The organism is Curtobacterium sp. PvP017 (genome assembly GCF_054060195.1).
The window spans coordinates 19,603-35,060 of sequence record NZ_JBSSCY010000002.1 but is presented as its reverse complement, the minus strand read 5'-3'; the positions used below and the strand labels follow the sequence as shown (position 1 = coordinate 35,060).

Annotated in this window: 13 protein-coding genes; 7 read left to right on the top strand and 6 right to left on the bottom strand. The window is 72.1% G+C overall.

What is annotated here, in order from left to right; genetic code table 11:
• The first annotated feature begins 2 nt into the window (after positions 1 to 2).
• On the top strand, positions 3 to 635 hold the full coding sequence (gene aztA / locus ACVKXF_RS04030) for a zinc ABC transporter ATP-binding protein AztA (protein WP_456794929.1): 633 nt from the start codon (positions 3 to 5) through the stop codon (positions 633 to 635).
• A gap of 15 nt (positions 636 to 650) precedes the next feature.
• Here the strand turns inward: aztA and ACVKXF_RS04025 are convergent, their stop codons facing one another.
• The 3 genes from ACVKXF_RS04025 to ACVKXF_RS04015 are packed head-to-tail and all read right to left on the bottom strand — an operon-like array spanning position 651 to position 3,986.
• On the bottom strand, positions 651 to 1,892 hold the full coding sequence (locus ACVKXF_RS04025) for an MFS transporter (RefSeq protein ID WP_456794928.1): 1,242 nt from the start codon (positions 1,890 to 1,892) through the stop codon (positions 651 to 653).
• 49 nt (positions 1,893 to 1,941) lie between these two features.
• The gene (locus ACVKXF_RS04020) at positions 1,942 to 2,970 is read right to left on the bottom strand and encodes a Gfo/Idh/MocA family protein (RefSeq protein ID WP_456794927.1); all 1,029 of its coding nucleotides are present in this window, start codon (positions 2,968 to 2,970) and stop codon (positions 1,942 to 1,944) included.
• Entirely contained in the window at positions 2,967 to 3,986 is a 1,020-nt protein-coding gene (locus tag ACVKXF_RS04015) for a Gfo/Idh/MocA family protein (RefSeq protein WP_456794926.1), read from the bottom strand. Before ACVKXF_RS04015 ends, ACVKXF_RS04020 begins: the two co-directional genes overlap by 4 nt.
• A gap of 223 nt (positions 3,987 to 4,209) precedes the next feature.
• On the opposite strand from ACVKXF_RS04015, the gene ACVKXF_RS04010 reads away from it, so the two are divergent.
• The gene (locus ACVKXF_RS04010) at positions 4,210 to 5,397 is read left to right on the top strand and encodes a Fic family protein (protein ID WP_456794925.1); all 1,188 of its coding nucleotides are present in this window, start codon (positions 4,210 to 4,212) and stop codon (positions 5,395 to 5,397) included.
• 13 nt (positions 5,398 to 5,410) lie between these two features.
• On the opposite strand, the gene ACVKXF_RS04005 is transcribed toward ACVKXF_RS04010, so the two are convergent.
• The 3 genes from ACVKXF_RS04005 to ACVKXF_RS03995 are packed head-to-tail and all read right to left on the bottom strand — an operon-like array spanning position 5,411 to position 8,872.
• A complete protein-coding gene (locus tag ACVKXF_RS04005; RefSeq protein ID WP_456794924.1) occupies positions 5,411 to 6,151 on the bottom strand; it encodes a copper homeostasis protein CutC in 741 nt (246 codons plus the stop codon).
• Positions 6,148 to 7,695, bottom strand: coding sequence for a M81 family metallopeptidase (locus ACVKXF_RS04000; RefSeq protein WP_456794923.1), 1,548 nt, complete (start codon positions 7,693 to 7,695; stop codon positions 6,148 to 6,150). Before ACVKXF_RS04000 ends, ACVKXF_RS04005 begins: the two co-directional genes overlap by 4 nt.
• Positions 7,688 to 8,872 carry an ROK family protein gene (locus ACVKXF_RS03995; protein ID WP_456794922.1) on the bottom strand — a complete coding sequence of 395 codons (1,185 nt, stop codon included), beginning with the start codon at positions 8,870 to 8,872 and terminating at the stop codon, positions 7,688 to 7,690. The genes ACVKXF_RS04000 and ACVKXF_RS03995 overlap by 8 nt, the downstream gene beginning before the upstream one ends.
• A 216-nt stretch (positions 8,873 to 9,088) precedes the next feature.
• On the opposite strand from ACVKXF_RS03995, the gene ACVKXF_RS03990 reads away from it, so the two are divergent.
• The 5 genes from ACVKXF_RS03990 (at position 9,089) to ACVKXF_RS03970 (ending at position 15,436) form a co-directional block, all read left to right on the top strand.
• Positions 9,089 to 10,885: a peptide ABC transporter substrate-binding protein gene (locus ACVKXF_RS03990; RefSeq protein ID WP_456794921.1), complete on the top strand. Its 1,797-nt coding sequence runs from the start codon at positions 9,089 to 9,091 to the stop codon at positions 10,883 to 10,885.
• A gap of 93 nt (positions 10,886 to 10,978) precedes the next feature.
• Positions 10,979 to 11,938, top strand: a complete 960-nt coding sequence (locus ACVKXF_RS03985) for an ABC transporter permease (RefSeq protein WP_456794920.1) — start codon at positions 10,979 to 10,981, stop codon at positions 11,936 to 11,938.
• Positions 11,935 to 12,828 (top strand): ABC transporter permease, encoded by an 894-nt coding sequence (locus ACVKXF_RS03980; protein WP_456794919.1) that lies wholly within the window; start codon positions 11,935 to 11,937, stop codon positions 12,826 to 12,828. The genes ACVKXF_RS03985 and ACVKXF_RS03980 overlap by 4 nt, the downstream gene beginning before the upstream one ends.
• The gene (locus ACVKXF_RS03975; protein WP_456794918.1) at positions 12,828 to 14,516 is read left to right on the top strand and encodes a dipeptide ABC transporter ATP-binding protein; all 1,689 of its coding nucleotides are present in this window, start codon (positions 12,828 to 12,830) and stop codon (positions 14,514 to 14,516) included. The genes ACVKXF_RS03980 and ACVKXF_RS03975 overlap by 1 nt, the downstream gene beginning before the upstream one ends.
• Positions 14,513 to 15,436, top strand: a complete 924-nt coding sequence (locus ACVKXF_RS03970; protein ID WP_396289896.1) for an ROK family protein — start codon at positions 14,513 to 14,515, stop codon at positions 15,434 to 15,436. Before ACVKXF_RS03975 ends, ACVKXF_RS03970 begins: the two co-directional genes overlap by 4 nt.
• Positions 15,437 to 15,458 lie beyond the last annotated feature (22 nt).

The window sequence follows — 15,458 nt, the reverse complement described above, 5'->3', positions numbered from 1 at the left end:
AGGTGCCAGCGACCGACCCGCCACCAGCCGTCCGCCTCGACCGGGTGACCACCCTGCGCGGGGAGCGGACCGTCCTCGACGGCCTCGACGCGACCTTCGCCGCCGGCCAGGTCACCGCGCTGACCGGACCCAACGGGTCCGGCAAGTCGACGCTGCTCGACGTGGTCGCCGGCGTGCTGCGGCCGACCGCCGGGCGCATCACGGGCCTCCCGTCCGACGGCGTCGCCCACGTGAGCCAGTCCGTGCCGCCGACCACGCTCCCGCTCACCGTCCGCGCGACCGTCGCGATGGGGCGGTGGCGCCACCGGGCCTGGTGGCGCCCGCTCGGCCGCGACGACCGCTCCGTCGTCGACGCGCAGCTCGAGCGGATGGCGATCGCCGACCTCGCCGACCGTCCGCTCGACGAGCTCTCCGGTGGTCAGCGGCAGCGGACGCTCGTCGCGCTCGGCCTGGCGCAGCGGGCCCGGGTGCTGCTCGTCGACGAACCGACGGCCGGCGTCGACGCGGACTCGGCGGCGCTCGTGGTGGCGGCGCTCGCCGCCGAGGCAGCCGACGGCGTCGTGGTCGTCCACGCCGCGCACGACCCCGCGGCGATCGCCGCAGCCGACGCCGTGGTCACGCTCCCCGTGCCCTGACGGCGCGGGCGGCGATCAGGGGCAGGCGACGGCGACGGAACCCGTCGAGGTCGTCACCGGCGCCGGTGCCGGAGCCTCGTCGGCGACCGGCACTGCGCTCGAGCGGCGCAGCCCGAGGGAGACGAGCACGATCGCGCCCACGACGGCGACCGCTCCGGACAACCAGAAGTCCGCGGCGAGCCCGAACGAGGACACCGCCGCGCCGCCGAGCACCGAGCCCGCGGCGATCGCAAGCTGGATGGTCGTGACGAACAGCGCGAGCCCGGTCTCGGACCCGGCGGGCGACGCCGTGGACATCCACGTCTGCATGCCGAGCGGCAACGCGCCCCAGACCAGCCCCCACACCACGAGCAGCACGAACACCCCGACGACGGAGTGCGCGAGCAGGGGGAGCAGGACCACGGCGACCGCGAGGGCGACCTTCGACACACTGATCGTCCCGAGCACGCTCCGGCCCAGGGTGAAGCCGGCGGCGAAGTTCCCGACGATCCCCGCGACGCCGAACACCAGGAGCGCGAGCGTGACGGTGTCCGGGCCGACCCCGACCAGGTCCTGCAGGTACGGGGCGATGTACGTGTACGCGGCGAACTGGGCGGCGAACAGGAACGCGGCGGCGATCAGACCGACGCGGGCGCGGGGCACGCGGAGCAGCGACCCGAGCGTCGCGAACCGGACCTGCTGCTGCGCGGGGATACGCGGCAGCATCGCGAGCTGCAGGACGAGCGCGACCAGACCGAGCACGCCGCCGATGACGAACGCGAGCCGCCAGGTGGCGAGCGACGAGACGAGGGCGCCGAGCGGCAGGCTCACGACCGTCGCGACCGAGACCCCGGCGGTGATGAGCGAGGTCGCCCGGATCGTGGCGGCCGGCCGGACCAGTCGACCGGCGATGCCGGCGCCGATCGCCCAGAACCCGCCGATGCCGACGCCCAGGAGCATCCGCGCCACGAGCAGCACACCGAACGAGGGCGCGATCGCCGCGAGCCCGTCCGCCACCACGAGCAGCACGGTCAACGACACGAGCACGACGCGGCGGTCCACGCGCGAGGTCAGGACGGTGACGACCGGTGCAGCCACGGCGCCGACCAGCCCCGTGGCGACGACCATGAGCCCCGCCGTGCCGATCCCGACGTCGAGGTCTGCGGCGATGGCGGGCAGGAGCCCGATCGGCAAGAACTCCGAGAGCACGAGGACGAAGGATCCGAGTGCGACGGACGTGACACCGAGCCACCCGCGGCGCTCTGCTGACGAGGTCATGGGTTCGTCAAGCAGCGCTGGTCGCGGGCCATTCCCGCGTGTCGTGTCGCTACTCGCCGGGTACCGGCACCGTGCGGCCCGACGCCACCGACTCCTGCGCGGCGAGCACGATCGACAGGGTCCGCAGCCCGACGTGCACGTCCGGCTGCGGCTGCACGCCCGACCGCACGGCGTCGACGAACGTGCGGAGCATCACGGCATCGGGGTCGGCGCCGGTGCGGGACTCGATCGGCAGCCCGGTCTCCGCGACGATCCCGCGCGCAGCCGCCCCGAAGAAGTCGAGCGACACCGTGCCGCCCGTCCCGGCGACGTCGAGCGTCAGCCCACCCCACACCGCCGAGGTGTCCGGCTTGCTCCACGAGCAGTCGATCGCGGCGACGACGCCGTTCGCGTACGTGATCGTGACGAGTCCGGCGGTCTCCGCCTGCGCCCGGGCCGCGTGCAGCGTGCGGTTGGCCACCGCGGTCACGGTGACGGGCGCCGAGCCCATCAGCCCCTCGAGCAGGTCCGCGATGTGCACGACGTGGTCGACGATCGCGCCGCCGCCGGACAGCTCCGGTTCGGTGAACCACGACCGGGTCATGGGCAGCATGCCGTTGTTCGCGCCGCGCACCGAGAACAGCTGCCCGAGCGCACCGGAGTCGTGCGCCGCGCGGAGCTTGTCGAACGCCGAGGTGAACCGCACCGGGAACGCCACCATGAGCATGACCCCCGCGGCCTCGACGGCGTCGCGGATCGCGAGGCCGTCCTCCCACGTGGTGGCGAGCGGCTTCTCGCACAGGACGTGCGCACCGGCGGCGGCCGCTGCCTCGACGAGTTCGCGGTGCCGGGCGTTCTCGCTCGTGACGACGACCGCGTCCGGGCCCCAGGCGAGCAGCTCGTCGTAGGTGTCCGTGTAGTCGACCCCGAGCTCGTCGGCCAGGTCGCGGCCGCGCAGCTCGACGACGGCGTCGCCCGTGCTGACGCCGTCCGGGTCCGTACCGCGCACCTCGACCCCGGGCATCGCGGCGAGGGCGGTGAGGTAGCCGATCGCGTGGGTGTGGGCGAACGACATCACGGCGATCTTCAGGGCGGTCATGCGCGGGCCCCCGTCGCCAGGTGCACCGGCTGTCCGGTGTCCATCGACTCGAGTGCCGCGTTCGCGATCCGGACCGCCTCGGCGCCGTCCGCCGCGGTCACCCGGGGTGCGGCACCACCGGCGAACGCCCCGAGGAACTCGGCGAGCTCGAGTCCGTACGGGTCGTCGGCTGGGTCGACCTCGGGCAGGAAGCCGTCCGCGGCGTCGGGCACCGCGAGGTCGGCGACGTAGTCCTGTTCGTCGAGCGACCGGTGCGCCAGGCTGCCGCGCGTGCCCGTCACCGAGTACTCGGTCGAGAACGCGAGGTGCTGCGGCCCCCAGATCCCGGCGACGTGACTGATCGCCCCGGATCCGTGCGTGAGCAGGACGTGCGCCGCCTCCACCGGCTCGGCCTCGGTGCCGGCGCGGACGCCGACCGCCGACACCGTGGTGACCGGTCCGGCGACCCAGCGGGCGATGTCGAGGTCGTGGATCATCTGGTCCATCACGATGCCGCCGGACAGCGCCCGGTCGGCGAACCACGCGGTGCGGATCGGGAACGCGCCGGAGCGGACGAACCGCAGGACGGCCAGGTCGCCCAGGAGGCCCGTGGTGACGGCTTCGTGCAGGCGCACGTACGCGGGGAAGAAGCGCACCACGTGGGCCGGGTAGAGCTGTCGGCCCGCCTCACGAGCACGGGACACCAGGTCCGCGGCGTCGGTGTCGGTCCGGGCGAGCGGCTTCTCGGACACGACGTCCTTGCCTGCGGCGAGTGCGGCGCGCACGACCTCGGCGTGGGCGAAGGTCGGCGTCACCACGTCCACGACGTCGACGGCGTCGAACAGGTCGTCGAGCGTGTCGACGACGGTGATCGAGGAACCCGCGGCGGCTGCGGCCGGACCGAACGCGGCGGCCAGGTCCTCGGCACCGTCCTGCGCGTACACGACGACCGGGCCGAGACGGAGCAGGCCCGGCATGTGCGCGTGTGCGATGCCGCCGGCGCCGACGAGGCCGATCCTCTGCGGGGTCGGGGGCATCGGGGCTCCTTCGCGGGGTGGGCCGGTCGACGGTGACGGGGACCGGGCCATGCTACCGAGCCGCCGGTCGGAGGGCAGTACTCAGGCGGAGCCACGCCAGACCCCCTCGGTCGGCCTTCCACTTCGTGGCCGAGTCGAGGTCAGAACCCGATGGCCAGATTTTCTGAGATAGTGGCACAAGTCAGAAAATCTGGCGCAGTTGTTCTGAGGTCTGGAGGCAGGAGTGTCCACGAGCACCTGGCCCGCGCTGGAGTACGAGCAACTCGACTGGGAGCGGCGTGACGCCGACCACGGTCCTCGTGCCGCTCGACGCAGCACGGTGCGCGAACAGTACCTCGCCGCCGTGCCGCCGCACATCTCCACGGCCGCCCTCCGGCTGAGCGACGAGGTGGCGACGCTGGTCGACGAGGCCTCGACGGCGCTCGTGCGCTTCGACGGCGAACTCGGTGGCGAGGTGGCACCGTTCTCGTCCCTCCTGCTGCGGTCCGAAGCCGCGGCGTCCTCGCAGATCGAGCACCTGACGGCCAGCGCCCGACAGGTCTTCGCTGCCGAGATCGGTGCTCCGGGCAAACGCAACGCCACGGCGATCGTCTCCAACACCCGAGCCATGCGCACCGCGATCGAGTTGTCCGATGAGTTGACCGCGGACACCGTGCTCGCGATGCACGCGGTGCTGATGGACGGCGATCCCCACCACGACGCCGGAGCGTTCCGGCAGGAGCCCGTCTGGATCGGCACGGACGGACGCTCCCCGGTCGGTGCCGACTACGTCGCTCCGGCCTGGCAGCGTGTCCCGGCGCTGATCGACGACGTGATGGCGTTCGCGCGGCGCCTCGACCTGCCGCGGTTGGCGCAGGTCGCGGTGGCGCATGCTCAGTTCGAGACGGTCCACCCGTTCACCGACGGGAACGGTCGCACGGGGCGTGCCCTGCTGCAGGCGATGCTGCGCTCGAACGAGCTGACCCGGAACGTGACGGTTCCCGTGTCGGCAGGTCTCCTGACCGACACGGACGGCTACGTCGAGGCGCTGACGGCGTACCGCCGCGGTGCCGTCGAGCCGATCATCCGACGGGTGGCGGAAGCGTCGTTCACCGCCATCGGCAACGCCACGGAACTGGTCGACGACATCCAGCGGATCCGTCAGGGCTGGCGCGACCGCGTCGATGCTCGGAGCGATTCGGGCGTCTGGGCCGCACTCGACGTCGTCGCGCGGCAGCCGGTGCTGAACGCGACGGTGCTCGCTTCCCAGATGGGGATCGAACCGCGGAACGCGTACCCGCACCTCCAGAAACTCGTCGGAGCAGGGATCCTGGTGTCGAAGAACGAGTACCAGCACGGGGTCCTGTACCGCAACGACGAGGTCCTGGCAGCGCTCGACGCCTTCGCCAGGCGGGCCGGGCGTCGCGGCTGACGCGGGCCCGGTGTCAGGCGTCGAGGGCGCGTCGCGCGGCGGCCACGACCTCGGCGTCGGTCACGAAGTGTGCTGAGCCGTCGTCGGCGCCGCCCATCGGGACCCCCGCGTGCGCACTGTCCGGCGCGGCTCGCTTGGCCGACATGTGCACGGCGGCTGCGCCCGTGGCGACGAGCGCGCCGATGTCGGCGGGGGTGACGCCGGCACCGGCCATGACCTGCACCGGCCCGGCGGCGTCGACCATCCGGGCGATCGTGGCTGCGCCGGCACCCGCGGTGGGGGCGCCGCCGGACGTCAGCACGCGGGTGAAGCCGAGCGCCGCGAGCGTGGCTGCTGCGGCGACGGGGTCCACCGCGTGGTCGATCGCCCGGTGCAGGGTGATCTCCGCCGTCGCACTGACCGAGCGGGCGGCGTCGACGAAGCGCCGCAGGGCGTCCTCGTCGAGGGTTCGGTCGGGGCGCAGTGCACCGACGACGACGCCGGCGGCTCCGGATCGCAGGACCGTCCGGACCTCGCGCACCATGAGCTCGACCTCGTCGGGGGTGTGCACGAACCCGCCGGGGCGGCACCGGACCAGCGCGTGCGCCGGGATCCCGGTCTCGTGGGTCGTCTCGACCAGGGCCTGCGACGGGGTGAGACCGCCGAGCTCGAGCCCGACGCAGAGCTCGACCCGGTCGGCCCCGCCGTCCCGTGCGACGACGGCACCCTGGGGCGACGTGACCGCGATCTCGAGTGCAACGGGCGAAGGGGTCATGCAGAGGCTCCGAGTGGCTGGTCCGAGGCCGGGATGATCCTGGCGGTCAGGTCCGGGGCCTCGGGGAACACTCGATCGTAGGGGAACATCGGGCGCGCGATCCTGTGGTGCCCGAGGCGGAGCAGGTCCTGGTCGACACCGCCGGGGGTGAGCGCGAGCATCCAGTCGGCGGCCATGTCGAACAGCTCCGGTTCGAGGTACCCGATCTTCACGATGACGACGTCCGCCTGCCGCGGTGCCAGGTCGAGGTCGGTGAAGTCGTGCTCGTGGTGGTACGGCTTCCGGAGCTTCGTCAGGATCGCGAACACGCTGCCGACCTGCAGCACGACCTCGGTCTCGGCGTCGCGGTCGCCGTGCTTGATCGCGTGCACCCGGCCGGTCATCGTGATCGGGCCCGCGTGCACGTGGTCCACCGACGCACCGGCGGTCACGGTGACCGTCGCGCCGACGCCGGCCTCCACCGCTGCGGCGACGGCGGCCGGTCCGGGCACGCTCGCGTAGATGACGGTCGGGCCGGACGGGTCGCGGAACTCCGGGCGGGCGAGCACCTGCGTGAGGCCCCAGGTCATGTCGCCGGAGCCGCCCGCGGTGGGGTTGTCGCCGGAGTCGGACACGAAGTACGGGTGCGCGGCGCCGGGAGCGAGTGCCGCGTCGAGGCACTCCTCGAACGTGCCGGTCGGTGCGACGAACACGAAGTCCTCGCGGACGTCCCAGAAGGCTCGGGCGAGTCGCTCGGCGCCGGCGGCGACGGCGGCCTCGTCCCATCCGGTGACGACGGTGACGGCCTGGTCGCGCGGCTGGTCCGCCCAGGCGTAGCCGACCCAGATCGCGGCGTCGAGCACACCGTCGGTCTGCTCGACGAGCGGCACCTGTGCGTACAGCGAGGCGGCGGGTTCGAGGCGGGTCGAGGTCTGCTCGCCGGGCAGCAGGACGGGGATCGGGATCCAGGCCTTCACGGGGCGCTGCGCGCCGGGGGGACGGGTGGTGAGCACGTCGACCAGGTTGCGGACGGCCCGCTCCTTCGTCTCCATGGCGTCCTCGTGCGGGGCCATCCGGTAGCAGGTCACCAGGTCGACCTGGTGGGCGAGCTCCCGCGTGACGTTGCCGTGCAGGTCCATCGACGCCGACACGACGACGTCCGGGCCGATCACTGCGCGGATCCGCCCGAGCAGGTCCGTCTCGGCGTCGTCGAGCCCCTCGACGACCATCGCGCCGTGGATGTCGTACCAGAGGCCGTCCACGTGCTCGGTGTCGACGATCGCGCGCAGTCGCGTCACGATCTCGGTCGCGAGCTCCTCGTACGAAGCGCGGTCCACGATGCCGCCGGGCAGCGCGTGCCCGATGAGCGCCCCGCGGAAGTCCGCCGTGTCCGACATCGCGGACAGGAACGGGTACCGCGCGACGACCTCGTTGCCGCGGTCCGGGTGGAACGCCGGAGCGTGCGTGCGGGTGGGCGTGAAGGTCGACGTCTCGATCGCCAGTCCGGCGATGGCGACGACCGGACGTCGGGCGACGGCGGGGGCGGCGGACACGGTCTCAGACACGGACGCTCCTGTTCCTGGTGGTGGACTGCGGGATGGGGGTGGACAGTTCCTCGAGCGAGGCGGCGAGGCCCCGCTGCAGCGCGAACTGCCCGGCACCGACGAGCCCGGCATCGGCGCCGAGCGACACCGGCTCGATGGCCAGGTGCTGCGTCATGAGCGGGTGGCAGCTCTCGTAGAGCTGACTGCGCACCGCTGCGATGAAGGGGTCGAGGGTGGAGAGGATGCCGCCCAGGTAGACGGCGTCCGGGTTGAAGAAGTTCACGTTGGCCGCCAGCACCTCGCCGAGGTACCGTCCGGCCAGGCGGATGGCGCGGGTGGCCTCGGGGTGGGCGTCCGAAGCGAGTCGGACGACGTCGGCGGTCGAGGAGACGTCGACCCCGGCGTCCGACAGGATCCGCACCAGGGCGGCCCCGGACGCGACGGTCTCGAGGCACCCGGTGTTCCCGCACGAGCAGGGGGTGTCACCGGCGGCGTCGATCCGGACGTGGGTGATGTCGCCGGCCGAGCCCGTGGACCCGCGGTACAGGCGGCCGTCGATGACGATGCCCGCGCCGATCGCCGACCCGGCCTTGATCGTGATGGTCTGCCGACGTCCTGGAGGCTGCACGCTCTGCTCGCCGGCGGCCATGCAGTTCGCGTCGTTGTCGACGATCGCCGGCAGGCCGAAGCGTTCGGACAGCCAGGCCGCCACCGGGAACCCGTTCCACCCCGGCATCCGGCTCGGCAGGTCGACGACACCGGCCTCGACGTCGACGGGACCGGGCAGGCTCAGGCCGACCCCGCGCAGGCCGGCGCGACCACGGTCGTCCGCGAGCCGCTCGAGCAGGCCAGCCAGTCGCTGCAGTCCGGCGGTCGGACCGTCGGAGAGGGCGAACGGGACGTTCGCGACCGACTCGAGCGCGCCTCCTGGCAGCACGATCCCGACCCGCGCGTGGCCGCCGCCGACGTCCGCGGCGACCGCGTACTCGTCGACGCCGCCGATGCGGAGCACCTTGCGCGGGCGCCCACCGGTCGAGACGTCGGTGCCCTCTTCCGCGAGCAACCCGTGCGACAGCAGCTGGCTGACGACGTGCGACACCGTCGACGGAGCCGCGCCGAGCAGCGTGGCGATCTCGGTGCGACTCGCGGCCTGGCCGGACGCGACGAGTTCGAGGACGCGAGCAGAGAGGTCCGTCACGACTTTCTCCAATCCGGGGGAAACGACGGTCGATCCGACCGAACACCCGGAGCCTAACCGGCGGAACGGCCCGTTCACCCTTTCGTCCGATCGGCAGAAACGCAGTTTTTACACGAAGATGTTTGTTTTTCCAACGGCTTTGGCCATTGACTGTGTGCGTGCCGCTCGGCACGCGTGCTCCACCTCCCCAGAACTCCCACGCACCAGGAGACACACATGACCAAGCCCCGCCGCTGGGCGCTCCTCACCGGAGCAGCGCTCGCCGTGAGCGCCCTGCTCGCCGGATGTTCCGGGGGCGGCTCCGCCACCTCGAACGCGAACACGGACGAGATCGACTACGCCCTCCCCGCCAACTTCACGCCCAACTGGATCCTGCCGATCGGCACCGCTGCGCACCTCAACACGAACAACGGCTCCATCGCGCAGTCGCTGTACGAGCCGCTCGTCGCGTACGACGGCTCCACCGGCAAGATCGCGTGGAACAAGGACGGCTCCGTCGCCACGGACGCGGAGTTCGCCGACGACGGCAAGAGCGTCGAGATCACCCTCGGTGACCGGCACTGGTCCGACGGCGAGGCGATCACCAGCCGCGACGTCGAGTTCTGGTTCAACCTGATCAAGGCGAACAAGGACCAGTGGGGCTCGTACTCGAAGGGCAAGGCGCCCGACAACTGGACGTCGTTCAAGGCCGTCGACGACACCCACTTCACGATCACGTTCGACAAGGCGTACAACTCGGACTGGATGCTCGCCAACCAGCTGAGCCACATCATCCCGCTGCCGCAGCACGCGTGGGACAAGACGAGCGCGAGCGCGAAGGTCACCGACGCCGACGAGACCACCGCCGGCGCGAAGCAGGTCTGGAAGTACCTGAACACCGCGGCCGGCAAGATCTCCGACTACGCCACCGACGACCTGTGGAAGACCATCTCCGGTCCCTACGGCGTCAAGGCGTTCACCACCGCCGGCAAGGTCACCCTCACCGCGAACACGAAGTACGACGGCGGCGAGAAGCCCTCGATCACGACCGTCAACCTGCTGCCGTTCACGACGGCCGATGCCGAGGTGAACGCGGTCCGCTCCGGCGAGGTCGACTACGGCTACATCAACGCCACGGACATGGACCAGGAGTCGTCGTTCACGGCGAAGGGCTACGAGGTCGAGCCGTGGACCGGCTGGGCGATCACGTACATGCCGTACAACTTCAACAACCCGGACATGGGTGCGGTCTTCAAGCAGCTGTACGCCCGCCAGGCCGTGCAGATGTCGATCGACCAGAAGTCCCTGTCGAAGGTCGTCTTCAACGGCACCGCCACCTCGACCTACGGTCCGATCCCGCAGGCGCAGGAGTCCGACTACGTCTCCGACGTGCAGCAGGACAACCCGTACCCGTTCAGCACGTCGAAGGCCAAGGACCTGCTGACCAGCCACGGCTGGGAGGAGCAGGGCGGCACGATGGTCTGCACCGACCCGGGCACGTCGGACAGTCAGTGCGGCGAGGGCGTCAAGGACGGCACGAAGTTCACCATGGGCGTCCTGTCGCAGTCCGGCTCGACCGTGACCGACAACATGATGAGCGCGATCCAGTCCTCGCTCGCGAAGACCGGCATCGGCTTCACCATCAAGACCGCGCCGGTGTCGAGCGTGCTGTCGCAGACCCCGACCTGCACGAGCGACGAGGCCAGCTGCGACTGGGACCTGTCGTTCTTCGGCACCGCGGGCAGCTGGTACTTCCCGGCCTACCCGACCGGTGAGTCGCTCTTCTCGACCGGCGGTTCGGCGAACTTCGGCAGCTACTCGAACAAGCAGGTCGACGACCTCATCGACGCGACCACCACCTCGACCGACGCCACCGCCGTGCAGGACTACAGCGCAGCGGTCGCGAAGGACCTGCCGGTGATCTGGCTGCCGAGCCCCGACTACCAGATCTCGGTCGTCAAGAAGGGCCTGTCCGGGTTCGACCAGGACTCGCTCGCCAACTTCCACCCGGCCCAGTGGGAGTGGACCAAGTAAGACCGTGACCACGGACGGAAGGCGCGGTGTGCGCCCGACGCGCACCGCGCCTCCCGTCCGCTCCGACGCAACAACCCAGACGACGGAAGCCGCATGACCACAGCTCTCTACCTCACCAGGCGCGTCCTGCAGGCGCTCGCGGTGATCCTCATCGTCACGATCGTGGTGTTCTGCCTGCTGCACGCGCTGCCCGGCGGACCCGCCCGCGGTGTCCTCGGCGTCTCGGCCACGCCCGCGCAGATCACCGCGTTCAACCAGGCGCAGGGACTCGACCAGGCCCTGCCGGTGCAGTACCTGCGGTTCCTCGGCCGCCTGCTCACGGGTGACCTCGGCACCTCGTACACGCTCAACGAACCGGTGTCGCAGCTCATCGCCGAGCGCCTGCCGAAGACCCTCGTCCTCACCGGCATCTCCGCCGTCCTCGGCCTCGTCGTCGCGATCCCGGTCGGCATGCTCCAGGCAGCCCGCCGCAACGGCGCGGTCGACTACGCCGCCACCGCGCTGGCCGTCGTCTTCTACTCGACGCCGGCCTTCTTCCTCGGCCTCGTCCTGATCATCGTGTTCAGCCAGCAGCTGCCGTGGTTGCCGTCGCAGGCGCCGAGCGGCAACACCCTCGCCGAGGTCTTCCAGGACCCGGCCGGGCTCGTCCTGCCCGTCGTCACCGGAGCGCTCGCCATGATCGCCGTGTTCAGCCGGTACATGCGGGCCTCCACCCTCGAGAACCTGCAGGAGGACTACGTCCGCACCGCCCGCGCCGGGGGAGCGTCGACGATGACGATCCTGCGCCGCCACGTGTTCCGGAACTCGCTGACGCCCGTCGTCGCGATGCTCGGCTACTACCTGCCCGTGCTGTTCGGCGGTGCCCTCGTCACGGAGCAGCTCTTCAACTACCCCGGCATGGGGCTCCTGTTCTGGAACGCGGCGCAGTCGTCGGACTACCCGACGCTGCTCGGCTGCGTCCTCGTCATCTCCATCGCGACCGTCATCGGCACCCTGCTCGCCGACGTCGCGCAGTCATTGATCGACCCCCGAGTGAAGGCGAGCCGAGCATGAGCGCCGTACAACTGGCACCCGAAGCCCCGGGCGCCCCCGTCACGGTCGCGGCCACCGGGTTCCGGCTCGCCGCCCGCCGGTTCCGCGGCAACACGCTCGCCGTGATCGGCCTCGCCGTGATCGTCGTCATCGTCCTGTTCTGCTTCGTCGGCCCGCTCCTGTACTCGACGGACCAGACCCACACCCTGCTCGAGCAGGCCAACCAGGGTCCGAGCGCCGCCCACTGGCTCGGCACCGACGCCGTCGGCCACGACGTCCTCGGCCGGCTCATGTACGGCGGCAAGGTCTCGCTCATGGTCGGCATCGCGGCCGGGGTCCTGGCCACCGTCGTCGGCACCCTCTGGGGTTCCGTCGCCGGGTACGTCGGCGGCTGGGTCGACGCGCTGATGATGCGCGTCGTCGACGCGGGCATCGCGATCCCGGCGCTGTTCATCCTGCTCGTCATCTCGGCCATCACGACCCCCGGCGTCGCCGGACTCATCCTGATCCTCGGGCTGGTGTCGTGGCTGGTGCCCTCCCGCCTGATCCGCGCCGAGACCCTGACGCTGAAGAACCGCGACTACGTGCTGACGCTGCGCGCGATCGGCGGCTCGCACGCCCGCGCCATCGGCAAGCACCTGCTGCCGAACTCGGTGTCCACGATCGTCGTCGCCGCCACCTTCCAGGTCGCCGACGCGATCCTGCTCGTCGCCTACGTCTCGTACCTCGGGCTCGGCGTGCAGCCGCCCGCGACGGACTGGGGCGGCATGCTCTCGGCGGGACTCACCGCCGCGTACTCCGGACGCTGGTGGCTCATCGTGCCGCCGGGTCTGGCCGTGATCCTGATCGTCTGCGCGTTCAACGCCGTGGGCGACGGGCTCCGGGACGCCTTCGACGTGAGGGGCCGCTGATGACCACCGAACCGATCCTGCGGACGTCCGACCTCAGCGTCTCCTTCAGCACCGAGTCCGGCATCGTGTCGGCCGTGCGGGGCGTGTCCCTGACGGTCGCCCCCGGCGAGACGCTCGCCCTGGTCGGCGAGTCCGGGTCCGGCAAGTCCACCGTGGCGCTCGCCGCGATGGGCCTGCTCTCCGGCAACGCGACCGCGACGGGCAGCGCCGAGGTCGCGGGACACCAGGTGGTGGGCGCCTCCGAACCGTCGCTCCGTGCCCTGCGGGGCTCGACGGTGTCGATGGTCTTCCAGGAGCCCGCGACCGCCCTCGACCCGCTCACCCGGGTCGGCGCGCAGATCGCCGAGGTGATCCGGAACCACCGAACGGTCACCGCCGCGCAGGCCGCGGCCGAGGCCGTCGACCTGCTCCGCCGCGTCGGGATCCCGTCGCCGGAGCAGCGGGCGCGGTCGTTCCCCTTCCAGCTGTCGGGCGGCCAGCGGCAGCGCGTGGTGATCGCGATGGCGATCGCGAACTCGCCGAAGCTGCTCATCGCGGACGAACCGACGACCGCGCTCGACGTGACGGTGCAGGCCGAGATCCTCGAACTGCTCCGGAAGCTCGCCGTCGACACCGGCACGGGCGTCCTGCTCGTGACGCACAACATGGGCGTCGTCGCGGACTTCGCGGACCGCGTCGCGGTCATGCTGCAGGGCGAGATCGTCGAGACCGGCGGGGTCGAGGACGTCCTGCTCCGCCCGGAGCACGAGTACACCAAGCGGCTGCTCGCCGCGGTGCCGCGGCTCGACGTGGCGGGCGACCGTCCCGCCGCCCCGGACGACGCGGGGTCCGCTGATGCGGCGGCCGGGAGGCCCGGTGCGGCCCCGGTGGTCGACCTGCGGGACGTCTCGGTGACCTTCGGGCGCGGGGCGCGCGCCGTCCACGCGTTGCAGGGGATCGACATCGCCGTGCACGCGGGAGAGACGGTCGGCCTGGTCGGCGAGTCCGGCTCCGGCAAGTCCACCGCGGCCCGGGTGGCGCTCGGGCTCATCAAGCCGACGTCCGGCACGGTCTCGCTGTTCGGGCAGGACCTGCGCAGCGCCAAGGGTCGTGACCGTCGGGCACTCCGGTCCGGCATCGGCGTCGTGCTGCAGGACCCCGTGGCCTCGCTCGACGCCCGGATGTCCGTCGCGGAGTGCATCGCCGAACCGCTCGCCGTGCACCGCCGTGGCATGTCGTCGGCGGACCGTCGCCGCCGGATCGACGAGGTGCTCGACGCCGTCCGGCTGCCGCGGACCCTGGCGTCCCGGGCCCCGCGTGAGCTCTCGGGTGGGCAGCGCCAGCGGGTCTCGCTGGCCCGTGCCCTGGTGCTCGAGCCGCGGTTGCTCGTCGCCGACGAACCGACCTCGGCGCTCGACGTCAGCGTGCAGGAGACCGTGCTCGAGGTCCTCGGCGAGCTGCAGGACGACCTGGGCTTCGCGTGCCTGTTCGTCTCGCACGACCTGGCCGTGGTGCAGCACTTCGCCGAGCGCGTCGTCGTGATGCGCCAGGGGGTCGTCGAGGAGCAGGGCACCACCGGCACGACGCTCCTGCACCCCACCACGGACTACACGCGACGCCTGCTCGCCGCCGTGCCCGTGCCGGACCCCGTCCTGCAACGGCAGCGGCGGACCGAGCGCCTCGCCTCGCTCGCGGCGGTGACCGCGTGACCCGGGTGATCGCCGGCGTCGACGTCGGCGGCACGAACACCAAGGTCGTCCTGACGACCCCCGACCTCGAGGTCGTCGACCGCGTCGACCTGCCGACGCCCGCCCACGCGGGCGGGGCAGCGATCGTGACGGCCGCCGTCGGAGCGGTGACGGGCCTGCTCGTCCGGCACCGGGCCTCCTTGGCGGGTGTCGGGGTGGGCGCGGCCGGCGTGGTCGACGCGGCCACGGGCACCGTCCTGGTGACGGGCAACTCGTTCACCGGCTGGGCCGGTTACGGCGTGACCCGCGCGGTCAACGACGCCCTCGGCGTGCCGGCGACGCTCGACAACGACGTGAACGCGTTCCTGCTCGGCGAGATCGCCACCGGCGCCGTCGCGGGGGAGTCCGACGTGCTCGGGATGACCCTCGGCACCGGAGTCGGCGGTGCGTTCGTGCTCGGCGGGCGGCTGTTCGCGGGGCCGCGCGGTGCCGCCGGTGAGATCGGCCACGTGCCGGGCTTCGGCGACGCGCTGTGCACCTGCGGACAGGTCGGACACCTCGAGACCATCGCGGGCGCCCGCGGCATCGCCGACCGGTACGCCGAACGATCCGGCCGGCGGCTGTCGGCGCGCGACGTCGCGGTCGCCGCACGTGCCGGTGACACGGACGCCGCTGCCGTCTTCGAGGCCGCGGGGTGGGGACTGGCGCGCGCCGCCCTGCTCACCGCGGGCATCCTCGACGTCACGACGATCGTGATCGGGGGTGGTATCGCGCGGTCGTGGGACCTGCTCGAACCGGCCATCACCGCGGCGATCGCGGCCGAGCCCCCGGTGAGCGGCGCGACGATCCGCTTGGCGCAGTCGACCCTCGGGTCGGACGCCGTCGCGCTCGGCGCCGCGTCGCAGGTGCGCGCGCTGGTACTCGAGGCCGAGCCGGCGTAGCGGCCGGCTCGGCGGCAGCCGG

What these genes read in the sequence shown, in the direction of transcription:
- ACVKXF_RS04025 (WP_456794928.1), bottom strand. Translation starts at nt 1,892, where the DNA reads ATGACCTCGTCAGCAGAGCGCCGCGGGTGGCTCGGTGTCACGTCCGTC.
- ACVKXF_RS04020 (WP_456794927.1), bottom strand. Translation starts at nt 2,970, where the DNA reads ATGACCGCCCTGAAGATCGCCGTGATGTCGTTCGCCCACACCCACGCG.
- ACVKXF_RS04015 (WP_456794926.1), bottom strand. Translation starts at nt 3,986, where the DNA reads ATGCCCCCGACCCCGCAGAGGATCGGCCTCGTCGGCGCCGGCGGCATC.
- ACVKXF_RS04005 (WP_456794924.1), bottom strand. Translation starts at nt 6,151, where the DNA reads ATGACCCCTTCGCCCGTTGCACTCGAGATCGCGGTCACGTCGCCCCAG.
- ACVKXF_RS03990 (WP_456794921.1), top strand. Translation starts at nt 9,089, where the DNA reads ATGACCAAGCCCCGCCGCTGGGCGCTCCTCACCGGAGCAGCGCTCGCC.
- ACVKXF_RS03985 (WP_456794920.1), top strand. Translation starts at nt 10,979, where the DNA reads ATGACCACAGCTCTCTACCTCACCAGGCGCGTCCTGCAGGCGCTCGCG.
- ACVKXF_RS03980 (WP_456794919.1), top strand. Translation starts at nt 11,935, where the DNA reads ATGAGCGCCGTACAACTGGCACCCGAAGCCCCGGGCGCCCCCGTCACG.
- ACVKXF_RS03975 (WP_456794918.1), top strand. Translation starts at nt 12,828, where the DNA reads ATGACCACCGAACCGATCCTGCGGACGTCCGACCTCAGCGTCTCCTTC.